Annotated in this window: 20 protein-coding genes and 30 tRNA genes; 1 reads left to right on the top strand and 49 read right to left on the bottom strand. The window is 30.8% G+C overall.

Annotation, left to right across the window (positions count from 1 at the left end):
* Positions 1-57: 57 nt before the first annotated feature.
* The 39 genes from FGL08_RS03500 to FGL08_RS03305 form a co-directional block, all read right to left on the bottom strand.
* On the bottom strand, positions 58-291 hold the full coding sequence (locus FGL08_RS03500; protein ID WP_138209456.1) for a hypothetical protein: 234 nt from the start codon (positions 289-291) through the stop codon (positions 58-60).
* Between the two features lie 125 nt (positions 292-416).
* Positions 417-800 (bottom strand): hypothetical protein, encoded by a 384-nt coding sequence (locus FGL08_RS03495; RefSeq protein WP_138209455.1) that lies wholly within the window; start codon positions 798-800, stop codon positions 417-419.
* A gap of 223 nt (positions 801-1,023) precedes the next feature.
* Entirely contained in the window at positions 1,024-1,344 is a 321-nt protein-coding gene (locus FGL08_RS03490; protein ID WP_138209454.1) for a DUF3784 domain-containing protein, read from the bottom strand.
* A gap of 592 nt (positions 1,345-1,936) precedes the next feature.
* Entirely contained in the window at positions 1,937-2,431 is a 495-nt protein-coding gene (locus FGL08_RS03485; RefSeq protein ID WP_138209453.1) for a hypothetical protein, read from the bottom strand.
* Positions 2,432-2,569: 138 nt separating this feature from the next.
* On the bottom strand, positions 2,570-3,133 hold the full coding sequence (locus tag FGL08_RS03480; RefSeq protein ID WP_138209452.1) for a histidine phosphatase family protein: 564 nt from the start codon (positions 3,131-3,133) through the stop codon (positions 2,570-2,572).
* Between the two features lie 555 nt (positions 3,134-3,688).
* Positions 3,689-4,144 carry a hypothetical protein gene (locus FGL08_RS03470; RefSeq protein WP_138209451.1) on the bottom strand — a complete coding sequence of 152 codons (456 nt, stop codon included), beginning with the start codon at positions 4,142-4,144 and terminating at the stop codon, positions 3,689-3,691.
* 310 nt (positions 4,145-4,454) lie between these two features.
* Positions 4,455-4,531 (bottom strand) — tRNA-Arg (locus tag FGL08_RS03465).
* 37 nt (positions 4,532-4,568) lie between these two features.
* Positions 4,569-4,642, bottom strand: a tRNA-Gly gene (locus FGL08_RS03460).
* Positions 4,643-4,667: 25 nt separating this feature from the next.
* Positions 4,668-4,743: transfer RNA gene (locus FGL08_RS03455), tRNA-Gly, on the bottom strand.
* Between the two features lie 3 nt (positions 4,744-4,746).
* Positions 4,747-4,830: transfer RNA gene (locus FGL08_RS03450), tRNA-Leu, on the bottom strand.
* Positions 4,831-4,834: 4 nt separating this feature from the next.
* Positions 4,835-4,910: transfer RNA gene (locus tag FGL08_RS03445), tRNA-Lys, on the bottom strand.
* A gap of 3 nt (positions 4,911-4,913) precedes the next feature.
* Positions 4,914-4,988, bottom strand: a tRNA-Gln gene (locus FGL08_RS03440).
* A 3-nt stretch (positions 4,989-4,991) separates the two neighbouring features.
* A tRNA-Arg gene (locus FGL08_RS03435) sits at positions 4,992-5,068 on the bottom strand.
* Positions 5,069-5,076: 8 nt separating this feature from the next.
* Positions 5,077-5,150 (bottom strand) — tRNA-Gly (locus tag FGL08_RS03430).
* A gap of 28 nt (positions 5,151-5,178) precedes the next feature.
* A tRNA-Pro gene (locus FGL08_RS03425) sits at positions 5,179-5,254 on the bottom strand.
* A 4-nt stretch (positions 5,255-5,258) separates the two neighbouring features.
* Positions 5,259-5,334: transfer RNA gene (locus FGL08_RS03420), tRNA-Lys, on the bottom strand.
* Positions 5,335-5,339: 5 nt separating this feature from the next.
* A tRNA-Arg gene (locus FGL08_RS03415) sits at positions 5,340-5,416 on the bottom strand.
* A 6-nt stretch (positions 5,417-5,422) separates the two neighbouring features.
* Positions 5,423-5,496 (bottom strand) — tRNA-Gly (locus tag FGL08_RS03410).
* Between the two features lie 25 nt (positions 5,497-5,521).
* Positions 5,522-5,597 (bottom strand) — tRNA-Gly (locus FGL08_RS03405).
* Between the two features lie 3 nt (positions 5,598-5,600).
* Positions 5,601-5,684 (bottom strand) — tRNA-Leu (locus tag FGL08_RS03400).
* 4 nt (positions 5,685-5,688) lie between these two features.
* Positions 5,689-5,764, bottom strand: a tRNA-Lys gene (locus tag FGL08_RS03395).
* A 3-nt stretch (positions 5,765-5,767) separates the two neighbouring features.
* A tRNA-Gln gene (locus tag FGL08_RS03390) sits at positions 5,768-5,842 on the bottom strand.
* A 3-nt stretch (positions 5,843-5,845) separates the two neighbouring features.
* A tRNA-His gene (locus FGL08_RS03385) sits at positions 5,846-5,921 on the bottom strand.
* Between the two features lie 4 nt (positions 5,922-5,925).
* Positions 5,926-6,002, bottom strand: a tRNA-Arg gene (locus tag FGL08_RS03380).
* Between the two features lie 7 nt (positions 6,003-6,009).
* A tRNA-Gly gene (locus FGL08_RS03375) sits at positions 6,010-6,083 on the bottom strand.
* Positions 6,084-6,114: 31 nt separating this feature from the next.
* Positions 6,115-6,190 (bottom strand) — tRNA-Pro (locus tag FGL08_RS03370).
* A gap of 4 nt (positions 6,191-6,194) precedes the next feature.
* Positions 6,195-6,270, bottom strand: a tRNA-Lys gene (locus FGL08_RS03365).
* Positions 6,271-6,276: 6 nt separating this feature from the next.
* Positions 6,277-6,350 (bottom strand) — tRNA-Gly (locus FGL08_RS03360).
* A 25-nt stretch (positions 6,351-6,375) separates the two neighbouring features.
* Positions 6,376-6,451 (bottom strand) — tRNA-Gly (locus FGL08_RS03355).
* 3 nt (positions 6,452-6,454) lie between these two features.
* A tRNA-Leu gene (locus tag FGL08_RS03350) sits at positions 6,455-6,538 on the bottom strand.
* A 4-nt stretch (positions 6,539-6,542) separates the two neighbouring features.
* Positions 6,543-6,618 (bottom strand) — tRNA-Lys (locus FGL08_RS03345).
* 3 nt (positions 6,619-6,621) lie between these two features.
* Positions 6,622-6,696 (bottom strand) — tRNA-Gln (locus tag FGL08_RS03340).
* A 3-nt stretch (positions 6,697-6,699) separates the two neighbouring features.
* Positions 6,700-6,775, bottom strand: a tRNA-His gene (locus tag FGL08_RS03335).
* A 4-nt stretch (positions 6,776-6,779) separates the two neighbouring features.
* Positions 6,780-6,856 (bottom strand) — tRNA-Arg (locus tag FGL08_RS03330).
* A gap of 8 nt (positions 6,857-6,864) precedes the next feature.
* A tRNA-Gly gene (locus FGL08_RS03325) sits at positions 6,865-6,938 on the bottom strand.
* 27 nt (positions 6,939-6,965) lie between these two features.
* A tRNA-Pro gene (locus FGL08_RS03320) sits at positions 6,966-7,041 on the bottom strand.
* Positions 7,042-7,286: 245 nt separating this feature from the next.
* The gene (locus FGL08_RS03315) at positions 7,287-7,769 is read right to left on the bottom strand and encodes a metallophosphoesterase (RefSeq protein ID WP_138209450.1); all 483 of its coding nucleotides are present in this window, start codon (positions 7,767-7,769) and stop codon (positions 7,287-7,289) included.
* Between the two features lie 32 nt (positions 7,770-7,801).
* On the bottom strand, positions 7,802-8,398 hold the full coding sequence (locus tag FGL08_RS03310; protein ID WP_138209449.1) for an XTP/dITP diphosphatase: 597 nt from the start codon (positions 8,396-8,398) through the stop codon (positions 7,802-7,804).
* Positions 8,399-8,461: 63 nt separating this feature from the next.
* On the bottom strand, positions 8,462-9,439 hold the full coding sequence (locus tag FGL08_RS03305; RefSeq protein ID WP_138209448.1) for an AIR synthase family protein: 978 nt from the start codon (positions 9,437-9,439) through the stop codon (positions 8,462-8,464).
* 120 nt (positions 9,440-9,559) lie between these two features.
* Here FGL08_RS03305 and FGL08_RS03300 point away from each other — a divergent pair, with 120 nt between their 5' ends.
* On the top strand, positions 9,560-10,963 hold the full coding sequence (locus tag FGL08_RS03300) for a hypothetical protein (protein WP_138209447.1): 1,404 nt from the start codon (positions 9,560-9,562) through the stop codon (positions 10,961-10,963).
* A 92-nt stretch (positions 10,964-11,055) separates the two neighbouring features.
* Here FGL08_RS03300 and FGL08_RS03295 read toward each other — a convergent pair whose 3' ends face one another.
* From FGL08_RS03295 to tpiA, 10 genes are all read right to left on the bottom strand, one after another.
* On the bottom strand, positions 11,056-12,663 hold the full coding sequence (locus FGL08_RS03295; RefSeq protein WP_138209446.1) for a peptide ABC transporter substrate-binding protein: 1,608 nt from the start codon (positions 12,661-12,663) through the stop codon (positions 11,056-11,058).
* Positions 12,664-12,862: 199 nt separating this feature from the next.
* Positions 12,863-14,284, bottom strand: coding sequence for an Asp-tRNA(Asn)/Glu-tRNA(Gln) amidotransferase subunit GatB (gatB, locus tag FGL08_RS03290; protein ID WP_138209445.1), 1,422 nt, complete (start codon positions 14,282-14,284; stop codon positions 12,863-12,865).
* A 13-nt stretch (positions 14,285-14,297) separates the two neighbouring features.
* Positions 14,298-15,755: an Asp-tRNA(Asn)/Glu-tRNA(Gln) amidotransferase subunit GatA gene (gatA, locus tag FGL08_RS03285; protein ID WP_138209444.1), complete on the bottom strand. Its 1,458-nt coding sequence runs from the start codon at positions 15,753-15,755 to the stop codon at positions 14,298-14,300.
* Positions 15,756-15,774: 19 nt separating this feature from the next.
* Positions 15,775-16,059, bottom strand: a complete 285-nt coding sequence (gatC, locus tag FGL08_RS03280; RefSeq protein WP_138209443.1) for an Asp-tRNA(Asn)/Glu-tRNA(Gln) amidotransferase subunit GatC — start codon at positions 16,057-16,059, stop codon at positions 15,775-15,777.
* Between the two features lie 155 nt (positions 16,060-16,214).
* Positions 16,215-18,218 (bottom strand): NAD-dependent DNA ligase LigA, encoded by a 2,004-nt coding sequence (gene ligA / locus FGL08_RS03275; RefSeq protein WP_415578592.1) that lies wholly within the window; start codon positions 18,216-18,218, stop codon positions 16,215-16,217.
* A 23-nt stretch (positions 18,219-18,241) separates the two neighbouring features.
* Positions 18,242-20,446, bottom strand: coding sequence for a DNA helicase PcrA (gene pcrA, locus FGL08_RS03270; RefSeq protein ID WP_138209442.1), 2,205 nt, complete (start codon positions 20,444-20,446; stop codon positions 18,242-18,244).
* 269 nt (positions 20,447-20,715) lie between these two features.
* Positions 20,716-20,946, bottom strand: coding sequence for a preprotein translocase subunit SecG (gene secG, locus FGL08_RS03265; RefSeq protein ID WP_138209441.1), 231 nt, complete (start codon positions 20,944-20,946; stop codon positions 20,716-20,718).
* A 144-nt stretch (positions 20,947-21,090) separates the two neighbouring features.
* Positions 21,091-22,392 carry a phosphopyruvate hydratase gene (gene eno, locus FGL08_RS03260; protein ID WP_138209440.1) on the bottom strand — a complete coding sequence of 434 codons (1,302 nt, stop codon included), beginning with the start codon at positions 22,390-22,392 and terminating at the stop codon, positions 21,091-21,093.
* 78 nt (positions 22,393-22,470) lie between these two features.
* Complete coding sequence (gene gpmI, locus FGL08_RS03255) at positions 22,471-24,006, bottom strand: 2,3-bisphosphoglycerate-independent phosphoglycerate mutase (protein ID WP_138209439.1); 1,536 nt, start codon at positions 24,004-24,006, stop codon at positions 22,471-22,473.
* Between the two features lie 27 nt (positions 24,007-24,033).
* Positions 24,034-24,780 carry a triose-phosphate isomerase gene (tpiA, locus tag FGL08_RS03250; RefSeq protein WP_138209438.1) on the bottom strand — a complete coding sequence of 249 codons (747 nt, stop codon included), beginning with the start codon at positions 24,778-24,780 and terminating at the stop codon, positions 24,034-24,036.
* Positions 24,781-24,836 lie beyond the last annotated feature (56 nt).

Here is a 24,836-nt window from a genome sequence, read left to right as displayed (position 1 = left end):
GATTTCTCCAAGTGCTTAACTCTAATTCTTCACATTATTATCTGATTTTATTTTATCTTATTTTTTAAACTGTTCCAGTGACTTATATAAATCTTCTGTTTTTTTATAATCCTGATAATTTATAACTATAAGCTTGTTATCTTTTGTACCTATTGCTACAATTGGTTTTCGACAATCCATTATATAAAAGTATGATTCCTTATAGTTTAAAACTTTATATCTTCCCATTTTCATCTTATTAATATCAACAGCCTTAATTCTTCTTAATACCATTGGAATATTTTTTTCCATGTAATCCTCAAAAATAAAATGCAATCATTATAAAATAAATTGTTATTGTATCTATATTATGCATATTGCATCTCCTTATGGTATTTTTATTTTAAACAAAGATATACTTATGACATAGATTTAATCTATGTTGGTGGTATTATAGTAGGATTATTTCTGTACTTGTCTACTAAATCATTAAATTTTAAAATACAACGTTGTATTCTTCTCTTCTGCTTATCATCAACGTGATATATAAATGGCTTTCGTTTACCACAAATTAAAGTACTTGCAAACTCATCTCCATTTTTTCTTTCAAAATATATATATGGTCGTAAAGCATATCCTCTTACATTAGGTAATTTAGCTACTAACCATGTAATTTGCTCAGTTGTATAAAAATTAGATGGAAATTGCAATATTTCTAGATTAGGCATTTTAGTATAAACTGTAATATCGTTATCTATTATTTTCTTAGAAATAAAATTAAACTCTTTCAATTTAGCATTTTCTATATATCTCCAATCCATGTGCTATCTCATATTTTAGTTATTTAGTATATATATATATTAACCTATACTAAAATGAAACTAAAGTATTAAAAATCTAGGGTAATAAAATAGCCATCGTTCAATGGCTTTATCATATATACTTAAAATTTATTGCAACTATAATTATTTAATTTTCAAATCCACTTTAACATAATATAAAAATGACTTTTAGGAATTAGTTACGTTAAGTTTGTCCTTATCTTTATTTTTTACAATATTTATTAAACTGATAAAAGGTTGCCATTAATCCAACTATAATTAGAACCAACTGCATCATCATTACATAATTATAATAGACTTCATTAATAAATATACTAATCACAGCAATGAGTATTGTACTTAATCCTGTAAACAGAAAGTTTCTACCAACAACTCTAGATACTTTATCTTTATCATGTTTTTTATCATCAAATAAGTTAATCATATTACCAGCATTAAAGTGTTTTATTACGCCTCCCAAAAAAGTTAATAGTCCTCCTGCTAAAAAAGCACACATGAAAATCCCAATCAGATCAGCTCTCATGGTAATATACCTCCTTTTTAATACTATATATTATAGTAAACCATTTATTAAATATTGCAACATTTTCTACATAACTTTTTAAAATACGACAAAAAATAGGGTAGCTACAGCTTAAGCCGAAACTACCAAAATAAAATCAACAAGGGATTAACTACTCATAAATATAATAACATATTTAATACTTATTATTTGTTGCAATTCTATTGCAAATGTGTAACTATTTTGTTACATATTAGACACACATTATTTAAATTTCTATACAGCACTTTTATCACCTTAGTAAATATCATTTACAGTTAACTCAAATATAATTCCTCTTAAGATCAAAAGGATTAGAATTTTTTATTCTCTTTCATAAAATAAAAAGCACCTAACCAGATATATCTAGTTAAATGCTTTTTGTACATACTTAAATTAATAATTATTATTCTTTCAATGATGTAATTTATGTTTATAATTTTCGTAGAGTATATTTATATTAACATCGATTTAGATTACAGCCTTATTTATTCATATTAATAATAAGAGATGATTTTCTATAATCCTATGTAATAACGTGTGGGATTATAGAAATCCACCAAATGGTGACCTTTTATTTTAGTTTAGACTCATATGATGCAGTTTTATAAGTTATTATTTTGCCATCTGTTTTATCATTATCAAATTGAACTACTTCAACTTTATGCTTACCTTCCTTTAATGCATTCCCTTTAAGATTTATTGCTGTTTGAGTATTACCCAATTGTTCCTTTTCTACTTCTTTGCCATCAATAAATATATAACTTAATTTAGCTCCATCAAATTCTTCACTATTTAAACCTATTTGTGATATTTGAGCATCTTTTCCTATAAACTCTACTGGTATTTTTCCACCTCCTGAAGTTCCTCCTGCTGTTGAAATTTCAATTTTACCTTTTCCCATTTCTTTTTTTGGCATTTTCACATTTGATTCTTTGTTATCTTCCTTAACTACTTCTTGTTTTGATTGCCCTTGTGATTTTTCTTCTTTCGTATTTTCATAACCTGCACACCCAGTAAAACTAAAAGCCATAATGCTAATTAAAAGTAATGATAATAATCTCTCCATCTATAAAGTCCCCCTTATGTGTATAATTCTAATTTAAAACTGTTTAACATTAATTTCAATAGTTTCACCATAACTTCTTAAAATACGACAAAAAATAAAAATACCGCATATCCTTTTGAATAATACGGCATTTAGTAATTACTTATTGATTTGCCTAGTTATACTTTTAATACTTCTACCTTCAAAGGTCATACATATTATCAAAGGCATAACATCTTTAATTTCATTAAATTTATCATAATTAAAGGTATTATCATAAAATTTAATAATTGTACTTAATGCAGTACCATGAGTTCCTATAACAATATTTTGACTATCATTGTTTTCTAATATTTCATTAAGAACTTTTATATTTCTATCTTGAACCTCTTTTAATGATTCTCCACCTTCTAATTTATAGGAAAAATCACTCCATTGCTTTCGTGAATAATTAGAAAAATCCTCAATCCAACAATTACTTATCTTTCTCTCTTTAAAACCATCAACAATTTCAATTTCAAGCTCATATATCTTTGCAACTTCCTTTATAGTATCTATTGCTCTTTTATAAGGGCTTGAATATATTTTAGTTATTTCTTTATCCTTAAAGAAATTAAGAAGTTCTTTACTATCTTTTATACCTTGATCGGTTAATGGTCTAATTAAATCATCATGTATAGAGTAATCTGGTTTAGCATGTCTTACAAAGTATATTTTATTCATATCTACTCCTCATCTAATTTTAGTTTAAATATATTTTTTTCTTTTATATTTAAAATACCTTACTGTTTAATTTTCAAAAACACCTCTTTTATCGCCATTTTATAAAACATACAAAAAAACAAATATATTTCTTTAATAAAAACTCTTTATTCTCTGATTGACTTTTTAAAATTTATTACATATAACAACATTATAGTTAATTTATATGGCGCACAACAATATTACGATCAATTATATAATTTTGGTTAATTTGGAGTTAATTCCATAATGATGGTGAATTCTATATCACCAATGAAGCTAAATTATCAAAATCCATCACTCAAGAAGAGTTGGAAATTGTGCAAACCAACTCTAGGATCAATGAATCGTTAAATGAATTTTATCAAGACTAAGAATCTATCCATTGTTGTTTTGCTTGAACCATTAGGACCGATAATTAATACAATTGTATTCTTCTTAATTTTAAGATTTATGTTGTTTAAAGCTACAAAATCTCCAAATTTTTTATTTAAATTATTAATTTAATAACAAAAATTCCCGTTCCCCTTCTCAATTCTAATCTTGTGATAAATAATTAAATTTTTCATCTTTTATATTATTTAATTTATTGTTATAACCACAATTCAATAGTATGCTACTAATACACTCTATCATATATCCTCTAGATTCAGTCATTTTCAAAAACTTTTTACTTTCCATTTCTTCAAAAGAACAATTCCAATGACAATCATCTTTATTCTCTAAAAATCCTCCTGCTATACTTACTAGTTCATCCTTAAAGTTAACTTCTATATGTGCATCATGTAAAAATAACACCTTAATAAAATTTCTTCTCCCAAAACCTTCTTCATCTTCTATTTCTTCTAATTCTGGGAAATCATCCAATGTACTTGCTCTTCGAAAATCCATAATTAACATATAAGAAATTGTTCTACCATAAAAATCTTCTCGTAATTGAAAAAGCTCTAAATTATTTAATCTTAATTGTCTTATTAGTCTTATCGGCTTCATTATATATCCTCCCAGAAACTTTAAATTTAGTCATCATAACTCAATCTAAATTTATTACCTTTAAAAACTATATCTCCTACCATAAGTTAAATAAATTTATACTCTATATGTTATTATACTTTATTTTGTTAATATATGTATAGTATCTTTAACTTCTAAGCTTCATTTAGTACTATGCTGCCCCTATTACTGTGAAGAAATTAATCCATGCTCTAACATCATCTTTATAAAACCACAAAAAGCAAGAAGGCTTTACAGAGTTAAAAACCCTGTAAAGCCTTGATGCGTCTACCCTACGCTATGTAACATTTGGCGCACCCAGCAGGAATTGAACCCGCGACCTCCAGATTCGAAGTCTGTAGCTCTATCCAACTGAGCTATGGGTGCTCCTATGTAAAGCTCTAAATAAAACTTTACAAAAAAATGGAGCGGGTGAAGAGAATCGAACTCTCACAGCCAGCTTGGAAGGCTGGAACTCTACCATTGAGCTACACCCGCATAATTCTTACTATCTATTCTTTTTTGGAGCGGGAAACGGGGCTCAAACCCGCGACCTCCACCTTGGCAAGGTGGCGCTCTATCAACTGAGCTATTCCCGCATGTGGTGCAGATGAAGGGAGTCGAACCCCCACGCCTAAGGCGCTAGATCCTAAGTCTAGTGCGTCTGCCAATTCCGCCACATCTGCATTTTGGTGATCTACCGGGGAATCGAACCCCGGACACCATGATTAAAAGTCATGTGCTCTACCGACTGAGCTAGTAGATCGTTTGGCTGGGATAGCAGGATTTGAACCTACGAATGCCAGAGTCAAAGTCTGGTGCCTTACCGCTTGGCGATATCCCAATATGGTGCGTCTTAAGGGAGTCGAACCCCTGGCACACGGCTTAGAAGGCCGTTGCTCTATCCAACTGAGCTAAAGACGCATATTTTTTGGAGCGGGTGAAGAGAATCGAACTCTCACAGCCAGCTTGGAAGGCTGGAACTCTACCATTGAGCTACACCCGCATGTGTATTTTTTTAATATTTTGTTTTGTGGTCGGGGTGACAGGGATTGAACCTGCGACCTCATGGTCCCAAACCACGCGCGCTCCCATCTGCGCCACACCCCGGCATTGGTGCGCTATCAGGGGATCGAACCCGGGACACCTTGATTAAGAGTCAAGTGCTCTACCAACTGAGCTAATAGCGCTTATTTGGTGCGTCTTAAGGGAGTCGAACCCCTGGCACACGGCTTAGAAGGCCGTTGCTCTATCCAACTGAGCTAAAGACGCATATTCTGGAGTGGGTGAAGAGAATCGAACTCTCACAGCCAGCTTGGAAGGCTGGAACTCTACCATTGAGCTACACCCGCATAATTCTTACTATCTATTCTTTTTTGGAGCGGGAAACGGGGCTCAAACCCGCGACCTCCACCTTGGCAAGGTGGCGCTCTATCAACTGAGCTATTCCCGCATGTGGTGCAGATGAAGGGAGTCGAACCCCCACGCCTAAGGCGCTAGATCCTAAGTCTAGTGCGTCTGCCAATTCCGCCACATCTGCATTTTGGTGATCTACCGGGGAATCGAACCCCGGACACCATGATTAAAAGTCATGTGCTCTACCGACTGAGCTAGTAGATCGTTTGGCTGGGATAGCAGGATTTGAACCTACGAATGCCAGAGTCAAAGTCTGGTGCCTTACCGCTTGGCGATATCCCAATATGGGGTGAACGATGGGGTTCGAACCCACGACAACCAGAGCCACAATCTGGTGCTCTACCAACTGAACTACGTCCACCATATGGTGCGTCTTAAGGGAGTCGAACCCCTGGCACACGGCTTAGAAGGCCGTTGCTCTATCCAACTGAGCTAAAGACGCATATTTTTGGAGCGGGTGAAGAGAATCGAACTCTCACAGCCAGCTTGGAAGGCTGGAACTCTACCATTGAGCTACACCCGCATGTGTATTTTTTTAATATTTTGTTATTTTATGGTCGGGGTGACAGGGATTGAACCTGCGACCTCATGGTCCCAAACCACGCGCGCTCCCATCTGCGCCACACCCCGGCATTGGTGCGCTATCAGGGGATCGAACCCGGGACACCTTGATTAAGAGTCAAGTGCTCTACCAACTGAGCTAATAGCGCTTGTTTTGGAGCGGGTGAAGAGAATCGAACTCTCACAGCCAGCTTGGAAGGCTGGAACTCTACCATTGAGCTACACCCGCATAATTCTTACTATTTATTCTTTTTTGGAGCGGGAAACGGGGCTCAAACCCGCGACCTCCACCTTGGCAAGGTGGCGCTCTATCAACTGAGCTATTCCCGCATGTGGTGCAGATGAAGGGAGTCGAACCCCCACGCCTAAGGCGCTAGATCCTAAGTCTAGTGCGTCTGCCAATTCCGCCACATCTGCATTTTGGTGATCTACCGGGGAATCGAACCCCGGACACCATGATTAAAAGTCATGTGCTCTACCGACTGAGCTAGTAGATCATTTGGCTGGGATAGCAGGATTTGAACCTACGAATGCCAGAGTCAAAGTCTGGTGCCTTACCGCTTGGCGATATCCCAATATGGGGTGAACGATGGGGTTCGAACCCACGACAACCAGAGCCACAATCTGGTGCTCTACCAACTGAACTACGTCCACCATATGGTGCGTCTTAAGGGAGTCGAACCCCTGGCACACGGCTTAGAAGGCCGTTGCTCTATCCAACTGAGCTAAAGACGCATATTTTTTGGAGCGGGTGAAGAGAATCGAACTCTCACAGCCAGCTTGGAAGGCTGGAACTCTACCATTGAGCTACACCCGCATGTGTATTTTTTTATATTTTGTTTTGTGGTCGGGGTGACAGGGATTGAACCTGCGACCTCATGGTCCCAAACCACGCGCGCTCCCATCTGCGCCACACCCCGTTATATTTACTTTTTTTTCATCATCAGATTATATTTACTATTTCAAATGAGTAGTTGTTTTCCTGACGACATGGTTTATTCTACACTATATAAATAATTTCGTCAATACTTTTTTAAATTTTTTTTGTAGTTTTTTTGAAAAACCGTGCTTTAATCTATAGCTATCATAAACATTATAATTTCTTATAATGTTTATGATAGCTGATATATACTCTTCTACTATATTAAATTTATATTATTCTTTATTATATCTCTATTATATAGGGTATGATTCTTCCTTCTAATAGTTCTATTAACGCTAAAGTATTATGTTTAACTCTTGATAATGCAATACTACCTGGATTTATAAACCATATCCCATCTTCATATTCAATACAAGGCATGTGTGTATGTCCAAATAATACTATATCTGCATCTACTTCCATAGCCTTATATCTCAATCGAAGCAAATTTTCTTTTACACTATATTTATGCCCATGTGTCGCAAATACTCTTACTCCCTCTACTTCTACTAGCTTCTCATTTAATTTCTTAGTTAAATCTCTATCTAAAAAATCACAGTTACCTTTTACGTTTATTATCTTCCCCTTAAATGCTTTAGAAAATTCATCCACATCCTTCACGTTATCTCCAAGATGAAATAAGTAATCCGCCCTTTTAATTTTACCTAAAGCTTTTTTTATAGCGTTATTATCTCCATGGCTGTCACTTACCACCGCAATTAACATGTAATATACCTCCATACAAACTAAAATAACTATTATTTAAGTTTTAATAGTTCTTCCCTTAGTAATTCTAATGCCTTTCCTCTATGGCTTATAGAATTTTTCTCATCTTCAGTCATTTCTGCATATGTCTTTTGAAATCTATCCACATAGAATAGTGGATCATAACCAAACCCTTCAGTTCCTTTTTGCTCTTCTAATATTTCCCCATTTACTTCGCCTTGTACTTTTATAACTTTATTATCATCTAAAACTAATGCCATAGAACATATAAACTTAGCTTTTCTTTTCTCTCTCGGTACTCCTTTTAGTTTATCTAAAAGTTTCTCATTGTTTTTCTTATCATTCCCATGTTCTCCTGCATATCGTGCTGAATAAACTCCTGGTTCACCATTTAAATAATCCACTGAAAGTCCAGAATCATCTGCAAGCACACAAGCTTCTTTATTAAGATCAAATATTGTTTTTGCTTTTAGATAAGAATTTTCCATAAACGTAGTTCCAGTTTCTTCTACATCTATGTCTATTCCTTCCTCTTTTAGGGAAACTACTTCAATTCCAATATTGCTTAATATATTTTTTATCTCTTTTATTTTATGCTCATTATTACTAGCTACTATTACTTTCCTCATATTTATCATCCTCACGTTTAATATAGATTATTGGTATATGTAATTTTACAATTTTAAATTATTTTAAATTATTTTAAAAAGTTCATCTGAAGGACATGGTAATATTTCCTCTTCCTTCCCCTTGCGAACTAATATTGCTTTTTCCCCTGTTACCTCTCCTATTATTGTAGCACTTATTCCATTTTCTTTTAATACCTCTAATAATTCTTTTTCTTTCTTACATGAAATTAACATACTACCAGAAGATATAAATTTCAGTGGGTCTATCTTAAAATATTTACATAGTTTCATTGTTTCATTAGATATAGGCATATTCTCATAATACACTTTGAACCCTAAAGAATTAGCATTAGAAACTTCCCATAGTGCACCTATTACTCCACCTTCTGTAATATCGTGCATGGCATTTACACCAAAGTCTCCACATATTTTTCCTTCTTTTAAAACACTTAGTTTTTTTTCGTAATCTAATACTTTTTTATACTCATTATCATCTAAAACTTTTTTAACTATTGTTTCTCTATCTTTTGCTAATATAAGAGATCCCTCTTGTGCTAATTCCTTTGTTACAATTATCTTGTCTCCAACCATTGCTCCAGAAGTTTTTATAGCTTTTCCTGCTTTTCCTTTACCTATGGCAGTTACTGATACTACTATTTTATTTACAGCTTTAGTAACCTCCGTATGACCACCTAATATTTGAATATTTAACTCTTTACATTCCTCATGAATTTCTTTCATTATATCTAATATTTCTTCTATTTTACTGTATTCAGGAGCTAAAATAGTAACAAGTATTCCCAAGGGTTCAACACCACTAGATGCTATATCGTTACAATTTATATGTACGGCAAGTTTTCCTGCTCCTTTACTGGCTCCAGTTATAGGATCTGTAGATACTACACAATCATAGTTACCAAAGTTAATAATTGAACAGTCTTCACCTATACCCCCAGCAACTTTTACTTCTTCTCTTTTACTACCAGTATAATTATTTATTATATGTTGAAGTTCATCCCAATTTAATTTTCCACATTCCATTTTAATACCTTCTTTCATCATAGATTACCTTACACTCAAAGTTTTTTCATGATTTAAGCAACTTTTCATATCTTATATCATATTATTTGTATAAGGATTAATTTGATGGTGGTGTGATATTTGAAATTTATAGGACCCTTTTTAAGAATCAATTCCTTAAATGAAGAAAACATTAGTAATCAACTATTTCATTTAAGTAAAGAATCTATAAAGCATATTGTTTTACAATCTAAATGTGGTATTCCAATAGCTCCCAAAGAGTTAAACAAGCATATACCTAAAATTGATATTAACACAATTAAAGGTTTTTCTCCACTATTATGCTTATATAAAAAAGCTAGTGCTAAATTATCTTATGAAAAACATAAACCTTATTGGAATACGGAAAAATTTAAAAAAGATATACCCATAATTAGCAATTCCATGATGACCCTATGTTTACTGGAACTTTCTGATTACTATAAACAATTTAAAGATACAGATAAAAAGAAATATGAAATGTTTGAAGTTTATTCCGCTTTGTCAAAATGTCAACTAGAGTTCTATGGAGCACATCTTAGAAATATAGAAGGTGTATTTATAGATAAAGTTCATACTTCTGACTTATTTAGTGAAGATATTAAACTTACAGATAAAAATAATAAATTTAAATATTCCGAACAAGCATTTTTAATGAGTGCATATTATAAATATTCACAACTATTTAAAGATGAACTGGCATATGAAAAAAATAGTTATGCAAAGGAATACAAAAAATTTTCATTAGACATATTAAATATGTTTATGAATTTTAGGGAACATATTTATGATATCTCCTTTAATGAGAAATTAAAACTGTCCTTAGGACTAAATTTATTTTATCACTATAGTAAAATAGAAGACATAAAGCCCCTACTGTTAGACTTTTATGATTTAATACTAGAAGAGTATAATCACAAAATTAGTGACGATAAAAAAAATAAAGTCCTTATAAATAGTTTAATGCTTCTTAACTCTTCATTTATATACAAAAACTTAAAGTTTTTAAAATCTAAAGAATTTAGTGAAAATCTATACAAGGAGTTAATTGAAAGTTATGATGAAAACTTGGGCTTATATACTAAAAGTCCTGAAGAAAAGTCTGTAGATTATGACTCCTCTGAACTTATGACCTATTTAATTTCTCTAATTTTTTATAGCAATATATTTGAAATAGAAGATGATAACTCCGTAGCAGAGAACATATTTAAAAATGGCGTAATAAATTCAGGATTAGTTTTAAGTTGGCCTGATACACCTAGTTTAAATGATGTTGAAAGATACAAAAATTTTTCTAGAAATTCAGATGATCTACTAGAAGATGATTATTTTAGGATGCCAACCTTACCTACCCCAGAAAACAATGAACTTGCACCAATCTTTATAAAAAGAATAACTTATAATAGAAAAAAGAATGAGTTTAAGCAAAGTAAGTCTAATTTTGATAGTGAAAGAAATATGACCATTTTCTTTATGTGTATCTTTCTATATAATAATTTTATTTAATATATAGATTAAATATAAATACATTTAAAAGACCTCTTAGTTTAGGCTTGTAAATATAATATATTTACAAGCCCTATTTTTTATTTTAATATTTATTTTTCTTTATAAGCATAATTTAAGTAAATATTACCGCCCTTGGTTAAAGTATATCCTTTTACATTTTTATTTTTACAAATGACTGTATCAAAATTAATAATAGGTATAAGTGGCATATCATCTAATAAAAGTTTTTCACCACTTTCTAAATACTTTAATTTTTGAAAATGATTTTTTTCATTTCTAGCTTTATTTACATAATAATCAAAGTTACTATTTTTATATCCTGTGTAAAATGAATCTGTATCCATTTTCCATTGTTCTAAAAAACATATAGGATTATCAAATGTACCATTGAATTCTATTAATGCCATATCAAATTTCCCTTTTTCTAAAACTTTCTGTAATTCTTGCTCTTTATATTGCTCTATATTTATTTTAAGTTTTAAATTATCTTTTAATTCTTTTTTTATGTTTTCAGCTAGAACCTTATTAATACTATTTTTTTCACATACCAATGTTATAGAATTTTCTTCTATATTAAACTTAGACTTTTCTAAAAATTCTTTTGCTACAGTAACGTTAGTATTAAAAGAAAAATACTCTCTCTCCCCCATATTGCCACCTCTCCCATCGGTGGTTATGCTTGGAATTACACTTCCTGTTAATATAGCATTTTTATTATCTATAATATCTTCTACTACATTCCTTGAAAGTCCATACCTAATACCTTTTCTAAGATTAATATTTTTACCTTTTTCCGAGCTACTGACGTTAAAAATTAAATTTAAATTTTTAAAAGATGAGTATAATTCTGCATGACCCTTCTCCACTAATCTATTAATTTCATTTTTAGGAGGATTGGCTAAGATATCTAAATCAGGATTTGGTTTTTCAAAGTTTATTAAAGCCTCTTCTTCATTTTCTATAGCTATAAAGTCTATTCTTTTACTAATTACCTTTTCATTTTCCCAATAATATTTGTTTTTCTCTAGGGTTATAGTTTTTCGATCTTGTTTTATGTTCTTAATTTTAAAAGGACCTGTAAAATTTACTCTATCATAGCTTCCTATATAGTTATTAGTAAATGAATTATTTTCTCTTAGGGTAAATAAAGGATTACTTAATATATTTAAGAAATATGGACAAGTGTAATTTAACCTTATCTCTAAAGTTTCTTTATCTTTAGCCTTTATTGCTACATCCTCAAAGGATTTTTCACCTTTGATATACTCACTTACACCATAGATACATTTTAATTCTTTTACATAAGTGTTATTCTTACCTTCTTTTATTATCCATTTAAATAAATCTTCAAAGTCCTCAGCAGTTATTTTCTTTCCATTGCTCCATGTAGCATTTTTTCTTATTTTAAATGTATAATTTAATTCATTATTTATAGTCCAGTCATCACATAATCCTGGAAGTATGTTACCATTGCTATCTTCCTTTACTAATCCTTCAAAAACTGCAAATAGCAAATCTTTTTCTCTAATATCTTTATCTTTTAACATGGATAAATCCCCAGGTAACTTTTCTATATTAAAAACTAGATAATCTCTATTTTCAACTTTTATTCCCTCTTTTTTTTCTATGCATCCACTTAAAAACATTACAAAAAAACATATAGTGAAAGTAATAGCTCTATTAATTACTTTTTTCATGCTATTCTCCTTTCTAATAATCTCTAAATTAAAGTAAAGTTTTCCATATAATAATTATTGCCAGGGTTATAATTTTTTAAACAAAAAATAAAAAAAACTTATTAGGCATTATAGTTTCTGCAAACAAGTTTTCCTATAAACTTTATATAAAATAATTTTTATATCGTGTTTTATTTTGTGTAAATTATTTTTTATATCTTCAATTTAATTCCCTCTCCAGTATTTCTTTTACTAAAACCGGATTTGCTTTTCCCCTTGATTCCTTCATAACTTGCCCAACAAACCAAGAGAACAGATTGCTTTTCCCACTTTTATATAAATTAATATTTTCTTTATTGTTTTCTAAAATATTTTTAACTATATCAAGAATATCATCTCTATTATTATTTTGAATTAATCCTTTTTCTATGATTATATTATTAGGACTCTTATTTTCTTCTAAACACAAATTTAAAACCCTTTTTCCTATATTATTTGAAATTTTACCTTCTGTAATTAGGTTTATTATTTCTCCTAAGTAACTTGAAGAAACTCCATATTCTTTTATAGATATATTTTTTTCTTTTAAGTATGCAAAAATATCACCAGTTATCCAATTGTATATTTCTTTATATTCTCTACATATTTTAGTAGCCTCCTCAAAATATACAGAAATATCAATATCGCTTACTATTTTTTCTGCTTCATCCTTCTCTAAGCTATAATCATTTATGTATCTTTGGATTTTTTCTCTAGGCAATTCTAAAAGAAGCATCTTTTCTTTTTCTACCCATTCTTTAAGTATATTAATGCTCATTAAATCACCTTCTGGAAAGTATCTATAATCCTTTTCATCTTCTTTACTTCTCATGGATTCTGTGATTTTTTTATTATCATTCCATCTTCTAGTTTCTTGTAATACTTTTTCACCTATATCAATCAAGGATAACTGCCTAATAAACTCGTATTCTACTGCCTTTTCAATATGTTTAAAAGAATTTAAATTTTTCACCTCTACCCTTGTACCTAATTTTTTTATTCCCTTTTCTTTTATAGATATATTAAGATCACATCTTAAGGAGCCTTCTTCCATTTTACAATCAGATACTTTAATACATGTTAGTATAGCTTTTAATTCTTTTAAAAATAGTATAACTTCCTTAGAAGATTTCATATCTGGCTTCGAAACTATCTCAAGTAGCGGAACTCCTGCCCTATTAAAATCAATTAGAGTGCCTTCTTCTGTATGAATTAATTTCCCTGCATCTTCTTCCATATGTATTCTCTCTATACCAATATTTTTTCTTATACCATCTATCTCTATTTCTACATATCCTTCCTTACAAATTGGAAACTTATCTTGAGTTATTTGATAACTTTTAGGAGAATCTACATAAAAATAATTTTTTCTATCCATTCTGCATTTATAGTTTATATCACAGTTTAGTGCAAGACCTGTTTTAATAGCAAAGTTTACAACCTCTTTATTTAAACTTGGAAGAGCCCCTGGAAGTCCTAAACATACTGGACAAACTCTTGAGTTAGGTTTCCCTCCAAATTCAGTACTACAACCACAAAATATTTTCGTGTTTGTATCTAATTCTACGTGAACTTCTACTCCAATCACTTTTTCAAACGCCACTTTAACACCTCCATTACAAATTAAGTTTTATTTTACCACCATAATTTGTAGCACGTTCAAAGCTATAAGCTATATTAAATAACATATCTTCTCTGAAATAATCAGTAATTATCTGCATCCCTAAAGGTAATCCATTTTCTATAGCACAAGGAATTGATATAGCTGGCATACCTGTTAAATTCGCAATTACTGTATATAAATCTTCTGAGTATGTGTTAGCATTATTTATATCAAAAGTACCAATAATTTCTGCTACTGAATTTGTTGTAGGAATTATAATCGCATCATATTCTTTTAATATATTTCTAAAACTATTAGTTAACTTTTCTCTAAGTTTTAAAGACTTTATATAGTAATCTTCATAATGATTTTTAGAAAGTGCATAAGTTCCAAAGAGGATTCTCTTTTTTACTTCTTTATTAAAGCCATAAGTTCTAGTATTAGAATACATATCACCTACAGAATTATATTTCCCTGAATTATACCCATATCTTATTCCATCAAATCGTCCTAGGTTTGAAGATGCTTCGGCAGAAGATAAAATATAATAAATCTTAGTTGCATAATCTAATGATTCCATTGATATGTATTTTATATCTGCTCCCATGGATTTTAAAACCTTAGCAGCCTCTTCTATATGTCTTTTCATAAAACCTTTATTGTCTTTTATAATATCTATAGGAATTGCTATTTTATATCCTTTTAAACTCTTTTTTAAGTTATTTTTATACTCCATATTTTTCATATGGACAGTAGTGCTATCTTTTTTATCTTTTCCTCTTAACAGAGAATACATTAAAGCACTATCCTCTACATCTTTTGAAAGTATACCAACTGTATCTAATGTAGATGCAAAAGAAACTACCCCATATCTAGATATACTTCCATAGGTAGGTTTTAATCCTACTAATCCGCAGTAAGATGCAGGTCTTCTAATGGATCCTCCTGTATCCGTACCCAAAGATATTGGAACTTCTTCACTAGATGTAGCAGCTGCTGAACCACTTGATGAACCCCCAGGAACTCTATTTAAATCTATTGGGTTTCTAGTTATTTTGTAGGCACTATTTTCCCCTGTAGATCCCATTCCAAACTCATCCATATTAGTTTTCCCCATAATAATAGCACCATTTTCCGTAAGGTTATCCACAATAGTTGCATTATAAGGAGATATATAGCCTTTTAAAATTTTAGATGCACAGGTAGTTTTCATCCCAATAACATTTATATTGTCTTTTATACCTATGGGAATACCTTTTAAAGGCCCTATATCCTTACCCTGATCTAATAATTTATCCATCTTTTTTGCTTCTTTATTTACATTTTCATAATCTACATAAATAAAAGCACCTATTTTATTGTCTAAGTCTTTTATTCTATTTATATAATAAGAATTAATCTCTTCTATTTTCAGTTCTCTATTATTAATAAGTTCTATTAATTCATGTACTTTTAGTCCTTTTAAATCCAAAAAATCACCTCTTCTATACCTATTTTATAATTTTAGGTACTAAAAAATAATCTCCATTTGTACTACTTGCATTTTTTAAAGCATATTCTATATTCATGGAAGGTTCTACCTTATCATCCCTAAAATTATTTTCAATATAATATGGATTTATGGCTTCTCTATCATTTACAGAAATATATTTTATATCCTCTACAAAGTTAATAATTTCATTTAATTCCTTTATAATTTCAATTTTTTCCGTATTTTCTAATTTAATTGTACACATTTTCCCCAAATAATCCACATCTTCAGTTCCAATTTTCACAATTTTCACTCCTAACTGTTTAAAAGTTTAACAAAATAGAAAACTGCTTGTTTTAATATACTTCAAGCAGTCTTCTATAAGTTTTAAACTGAGAATCTTTATTATTTTTAAATATCATATGTTGAATATGAAATCTATTATAAAATAGAACTTATTTATTCAGTTATACTAGATTTAAATTCTTCTTCACTAATCACCTTAACACCTAATTCTACTGCTTTATTATACTTAGAGCCGGGTTCCTTTCCTACTAATACGAAGTCTGTTTTCTTACTTACGCTACTTGAAACCTTAGCACCTAAAGATTCTAGTTTTTCTTTTATTTCTCCTCGTGAATAAGATTCTAGTGACCCTGTAACTACAATAGTTTTACCACTATATATTCCTTCCTCTATATCCTTTTCCTCATAAGTTGGAACTACTCCTAGCTCTAATAATTCATTTATATTATTTAATATTTTATCATCACTAAAAAAATCAACTACACACTTTGCAACTATATCCCCTACTTCTGGGACTTCTATTAACTCTTCAAAAGTCGCAGCTTTAATTCTATCTATATTTTTAAATTTATCCACTATATCTTTTGCTGTTTTCTTACCTACATTTGGTATACCTAATGCATATAAGAATGATGATAAATCACATTTTTTGCTGTTTTCTATAGCATTTATTAGGTTCTGTGCCTTCTTTTCTCCAAACCTTTCCAGGGTAAGTAATTCTTCTTTTTCTATCTTATATAACTCTGGTATAGCTTTTATATTTAACTGTTCAAATAGTTGTTCTGCAGTTTTTTCACTAAATCCAGCTATATTCATAGCCTCTCTGCTTGCAAAGTGAACTATACTCTTTACCATCTGTGGCTTACAAGATAAGGTGTTTTCACAAAAATAGTGTGCACCTTCTAATCTTATTTCACTGCCACACTTTGGACAAAACTTAGGTGCTTCAATTTCAGCTACACCATCTTCACTTTCCACAGCTCTCCCTAAAATTTCAGGTATTACATCATTAGAACGTCTTATTATAACTGTTGAACCTATTTTAACACCTTTTCTTTGTATGTCCTCCATATTATTTAAAGTAGCTCTTTTTACTGTAGCTCCTCCAATTTCAACTGGTTCTAATATAGCTGTAGGAGTAACCCTGCCACTTCTTCCAACATTCCATTCTACACTTAAAAGCTTAGTAGTCTCTTCTTCTGCTTCAAACTTATATGCAATAGCCCATTTAGGGAATTTAACCGTGTAACCTAAAACTTCTCTTGTTTTTATATCGTCTAAAGCTATAACAATACCATCTATATCATAATTTAGACTACTTCTTATACTGTTTATATATCCTATTTCTTTTTCTATGTCTTCCATTGTACTACACTTTTTAATGTAATCATCCATAGGAAAACCTTTTTCACTAATAAATTCTAGCATATCGCTATAACTATTAAATTTATGACCATCTGCATATCCTATATCGTAAAAAAATGCTGAAAGATTTTTTTTTCCTGTTTCTGCTATATTTAAGTTTCTAAGTGCTCCAGCTGCCCCATTTCTTAAATTCTTAAGAGGTACTGTTGCATTCTTATTGTAATGTTCAAAAGCTTCCTTAGTCATTAAGGCTTCACCATGTATTTCAAAGAGAAAATCATTTTCTATTTTAAGTGGAAGACTCTTTATGGTCTTAGCTTGTGCAGTAACATTTTCTCCTATGGAACCTGTACCTCTCGTTGCAGCATTAATTAATATTCCTTCCTCATTATAAGTACAGTTAATAGTTAAGCCATCAAATTTCTTAGTTAGTATATATGTAGGCTGGGGAAGGCTATCTTCATTTTTATTATTATATTCATTTATAGCCTTTAAATTTTTATTGTGCCACTCCTTTATACCTTCTAGACTTTGAGATTTATCTAAGCTCCATAAGGGGAATATATGAGTATGCTTTTCAAATTGAGGAAGAATCCTATCACCAACCCTTTGTGTTGGTGAATAGGATAATACTTCTCCCAATTCTTTTTCTAATAAAACTAATCTGTCATATAATTTATCATATTCTATATCAGAAACAGAAGGATTATCTAAAACATAGTATTCATGAGCATATTTATTTAATCTATCTATTAATTCTATCATTTCATCTTTTTTATTTTTAATATCCATAGGATTTTTCTCCTCCTAAAATATTATAAAAGTTCTAAGGGTGCCATCTCAAGTATCAACTTCTTAATACCCGCATTATTAAAAGCAATAGTTATTAATGTTTCCTTTTCACTCTTATTTATGCCTACAATAGTGCCTTCTCCAAAAGAAGTATGTTTTACTTTTCGTCCAAGTACAACTCCACTAGGATCTACTTTAGATGCTTTATTCATAGGTTTATTATTGTTTAGCGATGGAGTTCTTGAACCATAAAGGCCTCTAGAATTTGTATTGCTTTTAAGTACATTAACTCCTCTACTTCCAGATACATTTTCTTTTAAACCTAGGGGGATTTCATCTATAAAATCTGAAGCACTATAACAAACAGTTCTGCCAAATACCATTCTACTTTGAGCCGATGTCATGTATAAAAGTTCCTGTGCTCTAGTTATAGCAACATAGCAAAGTCTTCTTGATTCCTCCATTTCAGTATAACTATTTAAGGAAGTTTCACTTGGAAACAAGCCATTTTCCATTCCTACCATAAATACCACTGGGAATTCCAATCCCTTAGAACTATGAATAGTCATTAAAACTATGCTATCTGCATCCTCATCATAATTATCTACGTCAGCTACTAAAGTTACTTTTTCTAAAAAAGCTCCTAATGATTTATCCTCTGAATTTCTTTCAAACTCAACTGCCTCTGATACCAACTCTTTTAAGTTTTCAATTCTGCTCTTATCTTCTATTTCTTTAGACTTTTCAAGATCTCTTAAATAGCCTGTTTTATCTAGTATTTCTTTTATTAACCCAGATACATTTACTTGATTTTTTAAAGTCATAAATTCATTTATTAAGCTTGTAAACTTACTAATACAAGTAACGTTCCTTGCCGTAAGTCCTGGCACAAAACCAGCATCTAATAAAGTACTATATAAACACTCTCCAGTGCTAGTTGAAAATTCAAGAACTTTGGATACAGTGGTATCCCCTATACTTCTTTTTGGTACATTTATTATTCTTTGCAGACTCACATCATCTAGTGGATTATTTATAAGTTTTAAATATGCCATAATATCTTTGATTTCTTTTCTATCATAGAACTTTAATCCGCCAAGTATTCTATAAGGTACACCTTCTCTTCTTAGGGCTTCCTCAAATATACGAGATTGAGAGTTCATTCTGTATAAAATAGCAAAATCCTTATAAGATTTATCTGTAGATGATTTTATCTTTTTTATTTCATTTACTATAAAGCTAGCCTCATCCCTATCAGTAAAAGCCCTATATAGTCTTACCTTTTCTCCACCATCTTTAGTACTTTTTAAGACCTTGTTTTTCCTTTGAGCATTATTTTTTATAACTGAGTTTGCAGCGTCTAATATAGTTCCCTTTGAACGATAATTTTTCTCAAGTTTAACTACTTTTGCACTAGGGAAATCTTTTTCGAATCCTAATATATTTTTAATATTAGCACCCCTCCACTCATATATGCACTGATCATCATCTCCAACTACGCATATATTATCATGAGCCTTTGCTAGGAGTTTTACAAGTTCATATTGCGCTTCATTTGTATCTTGATACTCATCCACTAATATGTATTTAAATTTTCTTTGATAAAACTCTAAAACATCTTCATGCTGTTTAAAAAGTTGTACTGTTTTAAAAATCAAATCATCAAAATCCAGTGCATTATTAGCTTTAAGTTTCTTTTGATATAAAAGATACATATCAGCTATTTTATTTTTTCTGAAGTCTCCTTCATTCTCTTTTTTATAACTTTCTGCACTTTGCATATTATTTTTACAATCTGAAATCTTATTTATAATTTCTCTATCAGTAATATCTTTATCATTTATATTTAACTCCGTCATACACTGCTTTATTAAAGTTTTTTGATCATAAGTGTCATAAATTGTAAAGTTCTTATTATATCCTAATTTATCTATTTCTCTTCTTAAAATTCTCACACAGCTGGAGTGGAAAGTAGAAATCCACATACTGTCAACCTGATCCCCTACAAGTCTTTTTACCCTTTCTCTCATTTCTCCTGCTGCTTTATTGGTAAAAGTAATTGCAAGAATTTCATATGGTTTTATATCTAAATCCTCTATCATATGCGCTATTCTATAAGTTAACACCCTTGTTTTCCCTGAACCTGCACCTGCCAAAATTAGTAAGGGACCTTTTACGGTAGTGGCTGCTTCATACTGTTCTTCATTTAAAAGGTTTTTTAAATCCATGTAATCACTCCTTGTTATTTATAAGGAAATTTAATTTAATACTTATAATTATATCATAAAATTATGTTTTTTAATCAAAACCGAACTTTTATTCGTTATTTTTACATAAAATTAAGAACCCTTAGGTTCCTAAAGTAAGTTATTAAATTTAGACTAAACAATTATTCAAGTTTCTATATTATAACATTTTGAAATATACAATTATATAATAAAAAAGAAAAACTCACACTTTTCATGCGAGTTTTAAACTTAATTCCTAAAAAATCAAATTATTTTATAACATTTAATCCTATGACTACTAGTGCAAATAACGCTGAAGATACAACCGTAATCCTAGCTAAAGTTGTTTCATAAGTTCTAACCTTATTTTTTGAAAAATAATTTTCATTTCCTCCTGAAATTAAGCTTGTAATACCCTCATTTTTACTTGGTTGTAACATAACTGATACAATAATTATAATTGAAAGTATTACTAGGGAAATATTTAAAAAAGTTCTCATGTTTGCACCTCCTAAGAGTCCATAACATTTATTAATTACAGATTATTTTAACATATAAAAACTTAATTTACAATGTAATCTACTAACATATACATAACTTGTTAGAGAACTCTTTAAGAAAGAGTTCTCTTTGTATTAATCATATTATTTTTTTATGTTATAGAAAGATTTCATTCCTCTGTACTCAGCCATTTCTTCAAGTTCTTGCTCAATTCTTAATAATTGATTGTATTTTGCAACCCTTTCACTTCTTGCAGGAGCTCCTGTTTTAATTTGACCAGCATTTACAGCTACAACAAGATCTGATATAGTTGTATCTTCAGTTTCACCTGATCTATGTGATATAACAGCTGTATATCCTGCTCTCTCTGCCATTTCTATAGCATTTAAAGTTTCTGTAAGTGTACCTATTTGATTTAATTTTATTAATATAGCATTAGCTGTTTTTCTTTCTATTCCTTTTGATAATCTTTCTGTATTAGTTACAAATAGATCATCTCCAACTAATTGGATTTTTGAACCTAATTTTTCAGTCATTAGCTTCCATCCATCCCAATCTTCTTCCGCCATACCATCTTCTATTGAGATTATTGGGTATTTTTCTACTAAATCTACATAGAAATCAACCATTTCTGCTGGAGTTAATGATTTTCCTTCACCGGTTAATTCATATTTATTAGTTTCTGCATTAAAGAATTCTGAAGATGCAGGGTCTAGTGCTATGAAGATTTCTTCTCCTGCTTTGTATCCTGCCTTTTCTACAGCTTCTAATATAACTTTAATAGCTTCTTCGTTAGAGTTTAAATCTGGTGCAAATCCACCTTCATCCCCAACACCTGTAGATAATCCTCTAGACTTTAATATACCTTTTAATCCATGATAAACTTCAGCACACATTCTTAAAGCTTCACTAAAAGATTTTGCTCCTACTGGCATTATCATAAATTCTTGTAGGTCTACGTTATTGTCTGCATGTTTTCCACCATTCATAATATTCATCATTGGAACTGGTAGAACCTTAGCATTTACTCCACCTACATATTGATATAAGCTCAGTCCTAAGTATTTAGCTGCCGCATCAGCACATGCTAATGATACCCCTAACATAGCATTTGCACCTAATTTACCCTTATTTGGAGTTCCATCAAGTTTAATCATAACTTTATCTATAGCAACTTGATCTAATACATTCATTCCAATTAATTCTTCTGCAATTAATGTATTCACATTTTCTACAGCCTTTAAAACACCTTTTCCATTATAAATATCTTTATCATCATCTCTAAGTTCAACTGCTTCAAACATTCCTGTTGATGCACCTGAAGGTACAGCTGCTCTTCCAACGGTACCATCTTGAAGCATAACTTCTACTTCAACAGTTGGAAAAGCTCTTGAGTCTAAAATTTGTATAGCTTGGATATCAATAATTTCAATATATTTTTTCATAGATTTCCCTCCAAATTATTAGATTTCTAAATTTATTGTATAAATCTAATTTCATATTTAAAAGTATTTTAGCTTTTACTAAGCTTTTATTAAAGAATTACCTGTCATTTCATCTGGCTTGTGAATCCCCATAGCCTCTAAAATTGTAGGTGCTATATCTGCAAGTATCCCTTCCCTTAACGCCCTTCCTTTTGACTCTTTTGAGACCCATATAAAAGGAACTTTATTTGTAGTATGTGCTGTCATAGGTTTACCTGTTGAATAGTCAATCATTTGTTCACAGTTTCCATGATCTGCTGTAATAAACACAGTGCCATCCTTTTCAATTACCTTATTTACTACTTTTCCTAAACACTGATCTACAGCCTCCACAGCCTTTACAGCAGCATCTAGTACACCTGTATGTCCTACCATATCTGGATTTGCATAGTTTAATATTATAAGATCATACTTATCACTATCTAGAGAATTAAGTACTTTTTCTGTAACTTCGTACGCACTCATTTCTGGCTTTAAATCATAGGTTGCAACTTTTGGAGAATTAATTAAGATTCTATCTTCCCCCTCCCATGGCACCTCTATTCCTCCACTAAAGAAGAATGTTACATGGGCGTACTTTTCAGTTTCTGCAATCCTTAATTGTTTCTTTCCACAATTACTTACATATTCTCCTAAAGTATTTTTATACATCTCAGGAGGATATGCTACATCTACATTTTCTATGGTTTTATCATATTGAGTCATAGATACAAAGTTTAAATCTAGGGTTTCCCTTTTAAATCCATCAAAAACCTTATCATTAATAGCTCTTGTTATTTCTCTCGCCCTATCTGGTCTAAAATTAAAAAATATAACAGTATCCCCGTTTGATATTTCAGCTACAGGCTCTTCCCCATTCATTATAACTGTAGGTAGAACAAATTCATCAGTTTTATTATCATGATAAGAATTCTCTAATCCTTCCATAGCAGAGCTTACTCTTTCTCCTACACCTTGTACAATAGCCTTATGTGAAAGTTCTATTCTTTCCCATCTCTTATCTCTATCCATGGTATAGTATCTTCCGGAAATTGTAGCTATCTTTCCAACTCCTATTTCACGCATATAATCTTCTATTTCTGTTATATAAGTCCCAGCTGATTTAGGTGGAACATCCCTACCATCCAAAATTGCATGCACATATACATTTTTTGCACCCTTGTCTTTTGCAAGTTTTAATAATGCCTTTAGGTGGTCTATATGTGAATGAACTCCTCCATCAGATAATAAACCTATAAAATGTATAGCTTTATTAGCTTCCAGTGCTTTATCTATTGCTTCATTAAAAGCTTCTTTTTTAAAAAGCTCTCCGTTTTCAACATCTTTTGTTATACCTGTTAAAAATTGATAAATAACTCTTCCAGCACCTATATTTAAGTGACCTACTTCAGAATTCCCCATTTGTCCTTCTGGTAATCCTACACTTATGCCACTTGCCTTTAATGTTGTTTTTGGATATTTTTTTAAAAGTTCATCGTAATTAGGTTTTTTAGCTAATGCTTCTGCATTTCCTTCTAGGTCGGATGAAATGCCTAATCCATCTAATATCATTAGCATAACAGGTCTATTTTTCATAGCTTTTCCTCCTGTTTTAAGTATATTCTAGTAGTTTACTATTTCTGAAAAGTCCTTTGCTTTAAGACTAGCCCCACCTACTAAACTGCCATCTATATCTGACTTAGCCATTTGCTCTTTTATAGTTGACGGCTTTACTGATCCTCCGTAAAGTATTCTAACTTTATCCGAAGTCTCTGTTCCATATAATTCTTCTAATATGCTTCTTATAAATTTTATTGTAGCATTTGCTTCTTCAGATGTAGCAGTCTTTCCCGTTCCTATTGCCCATATTGGTTCATAAGCTACAACCATATTCTCTACTTCTTCTCTGCTTATATCATATAAATCTAACTTTATTTGTTTTCCTATAACTTCTTTTGTAATTCCACTCTCTTTCTCTTCTAGAGTCTCACCTACACAAAGTATTGGGATTATATTATGTTTAAATGATGATTTAAGTTTTTTATTTATGGTACAATCTGTTTCATTAAAATATTGTCTTCTTTCACTATGCCCTATTATTACATAATCTACGCCAAGTTCATTTAACATATTTGGAGATATTTCTCCTGTAAAAGCACCATTTTCTTCAAAGTGCATATTTTGTGCACCAACTTTTATATTAGTTCCTTTTACTTCATCGATTACACCTTTTATACTTAAAAAACTTGGACAAACTATAACTTCTGCCTCAGCATCTTTAACAAGAGGTTTTAGTTCTTTTACTAAATTTAAAGACTCTTCTATAGTATTATTCATTTTCCAATTTCCAGCTATAATTGCTTTTCTCATAGTATCACCCCTCTATAATACAAATTAACAAACAGAGTTATCTTAATTAATTTGTT

This window comes from Hathewaya histolytica, assembly GCF_901482605.1.
GTDB classification, from domain to species: Bacteria; Bacillota; Clostridia; order Clostridiales; family Clostridiaceae; genus Hathewaya; species Hathewaya histolytica.
This window is presented reverse-complemented; position numbering and strand designations above follow the sequence as displayed.

What these genes read in the sequence shown, in the direction of transcription:
- FGL08_RS03470 (WP_138209451.1), bottom strand. Translation starts at nt 4,144, where the DNA reads ATGAAGCCGATAAGACTAATAAGACAATTAAGATTAAATAATTTAGAG.
- pcrA (WP_138209442.1), bottom strand. Translation starts at nt 20,446, where the DNA reads ATGGATTTAAAAAACCTTTTAAATGAAGAACAGTATGAAGCAGCCACT.
- FGL08_RS03495 (WP_138209455.1), bottom strand. Translation starts at nt 800, where the DNA reads ATGGATTGGAGATATATAGAAAATGCTAAATTGAAAGAGTTTAATTTT.
- FGL08_RS03485 (WP_138209453.1), bottom strand. Translation starts at nt 2,431, where the DNA reads ATGGAGAGATTATTATCATTACTTTTAATTAGCATTATGGCTTTTAGT.
- FGL08_RS03305 (WP_138209448.1), bottom strand. Translation starts at nt 9,439, where the DNA reads ATGGAATGTGGAAAATTAAATTGGGATGAACTTCAACATATAATAAAT.
- FGL08_RS03500 (WP_138209456.1), bottom strand. Translation starts at nt 291, where the DNA reads ATGGAAAAAAATATTCCAATGGTATTAAGAAGAATTAAGGCTGTTGAT.
- FGL08_RS03480 (WP_138209452.1), bottom strand. Translation starts at nt 3,133, where the DNA reads ATGAATAAAATATACTTTGTAAGACATGCTAAACCAGATTACTCTATA.
- FGL08_RS03310 (WP_138209449.1), bottom strand. Translation starts at nt 8,398, where the DNA reads ATGAGGAAAGTAATAGTAGCTAGTAATAATGAGCATAAAATAAAAGAG.
- FGL08_RS03315 (WP_138209450.1), bottom strand. Translation starts at nt 7,769, where the DNA reads ATGTTAATTGCGGTGGTAAGTGACAGCCATGGAGATAATAACGCTATA.
- FGL08_RS03295 (WP_138209446.1), bottom strand. Translation starts at nt 12,663, where the DNA reads ATGAAAAAAGTAATTAATAGAGCTATTACTTTCACTATATGTTTTTTT.
- ligA (WP_415578592.1), bottom strand. Translation starts at nt 18,218, where the DNA reads ATGGATATTAAAAATAAAAAAGATGAAATGATAGAATTAATAGATAGA.
- FGL08_RS03490 (WP_138209454.1), bottom strand. Translation starts at nt 1,344, where the DNA reads ATGAGAGCTGATCTGATTGGGATTTTCATGTGTGCTTTTTTAGCAGGA.
- gpmI (WP_138209439.1), bottom strand. Translation starts at nt 24,006, where the DNA reads ATGAAAAATAGACCTGTTATGCTAATGATATTAGATGGATTAGGCATT.
- tpiA (WP_138209438.1), bottom strand. Translation starts at nt 24,780, where the DNA reads ATGAGAAAAGCAATTATAGCTGGAAATTGGAAAATGAATAATACTATA.
- secG (WP_138209441.1), bottom strand. Translation starts at nt 20,946, where the DNA reads ATGAGAACTTTTTTAAATATTTCCCTAGTAATACTTTCAATTATAATT.
- eno (WP_138209440.1), bottom strand. Translation starts at nt 22,392, where the DNA reads ATGAAAAAATATATTGAAATTATTGATATCCAAGCTATACAAATTTTA.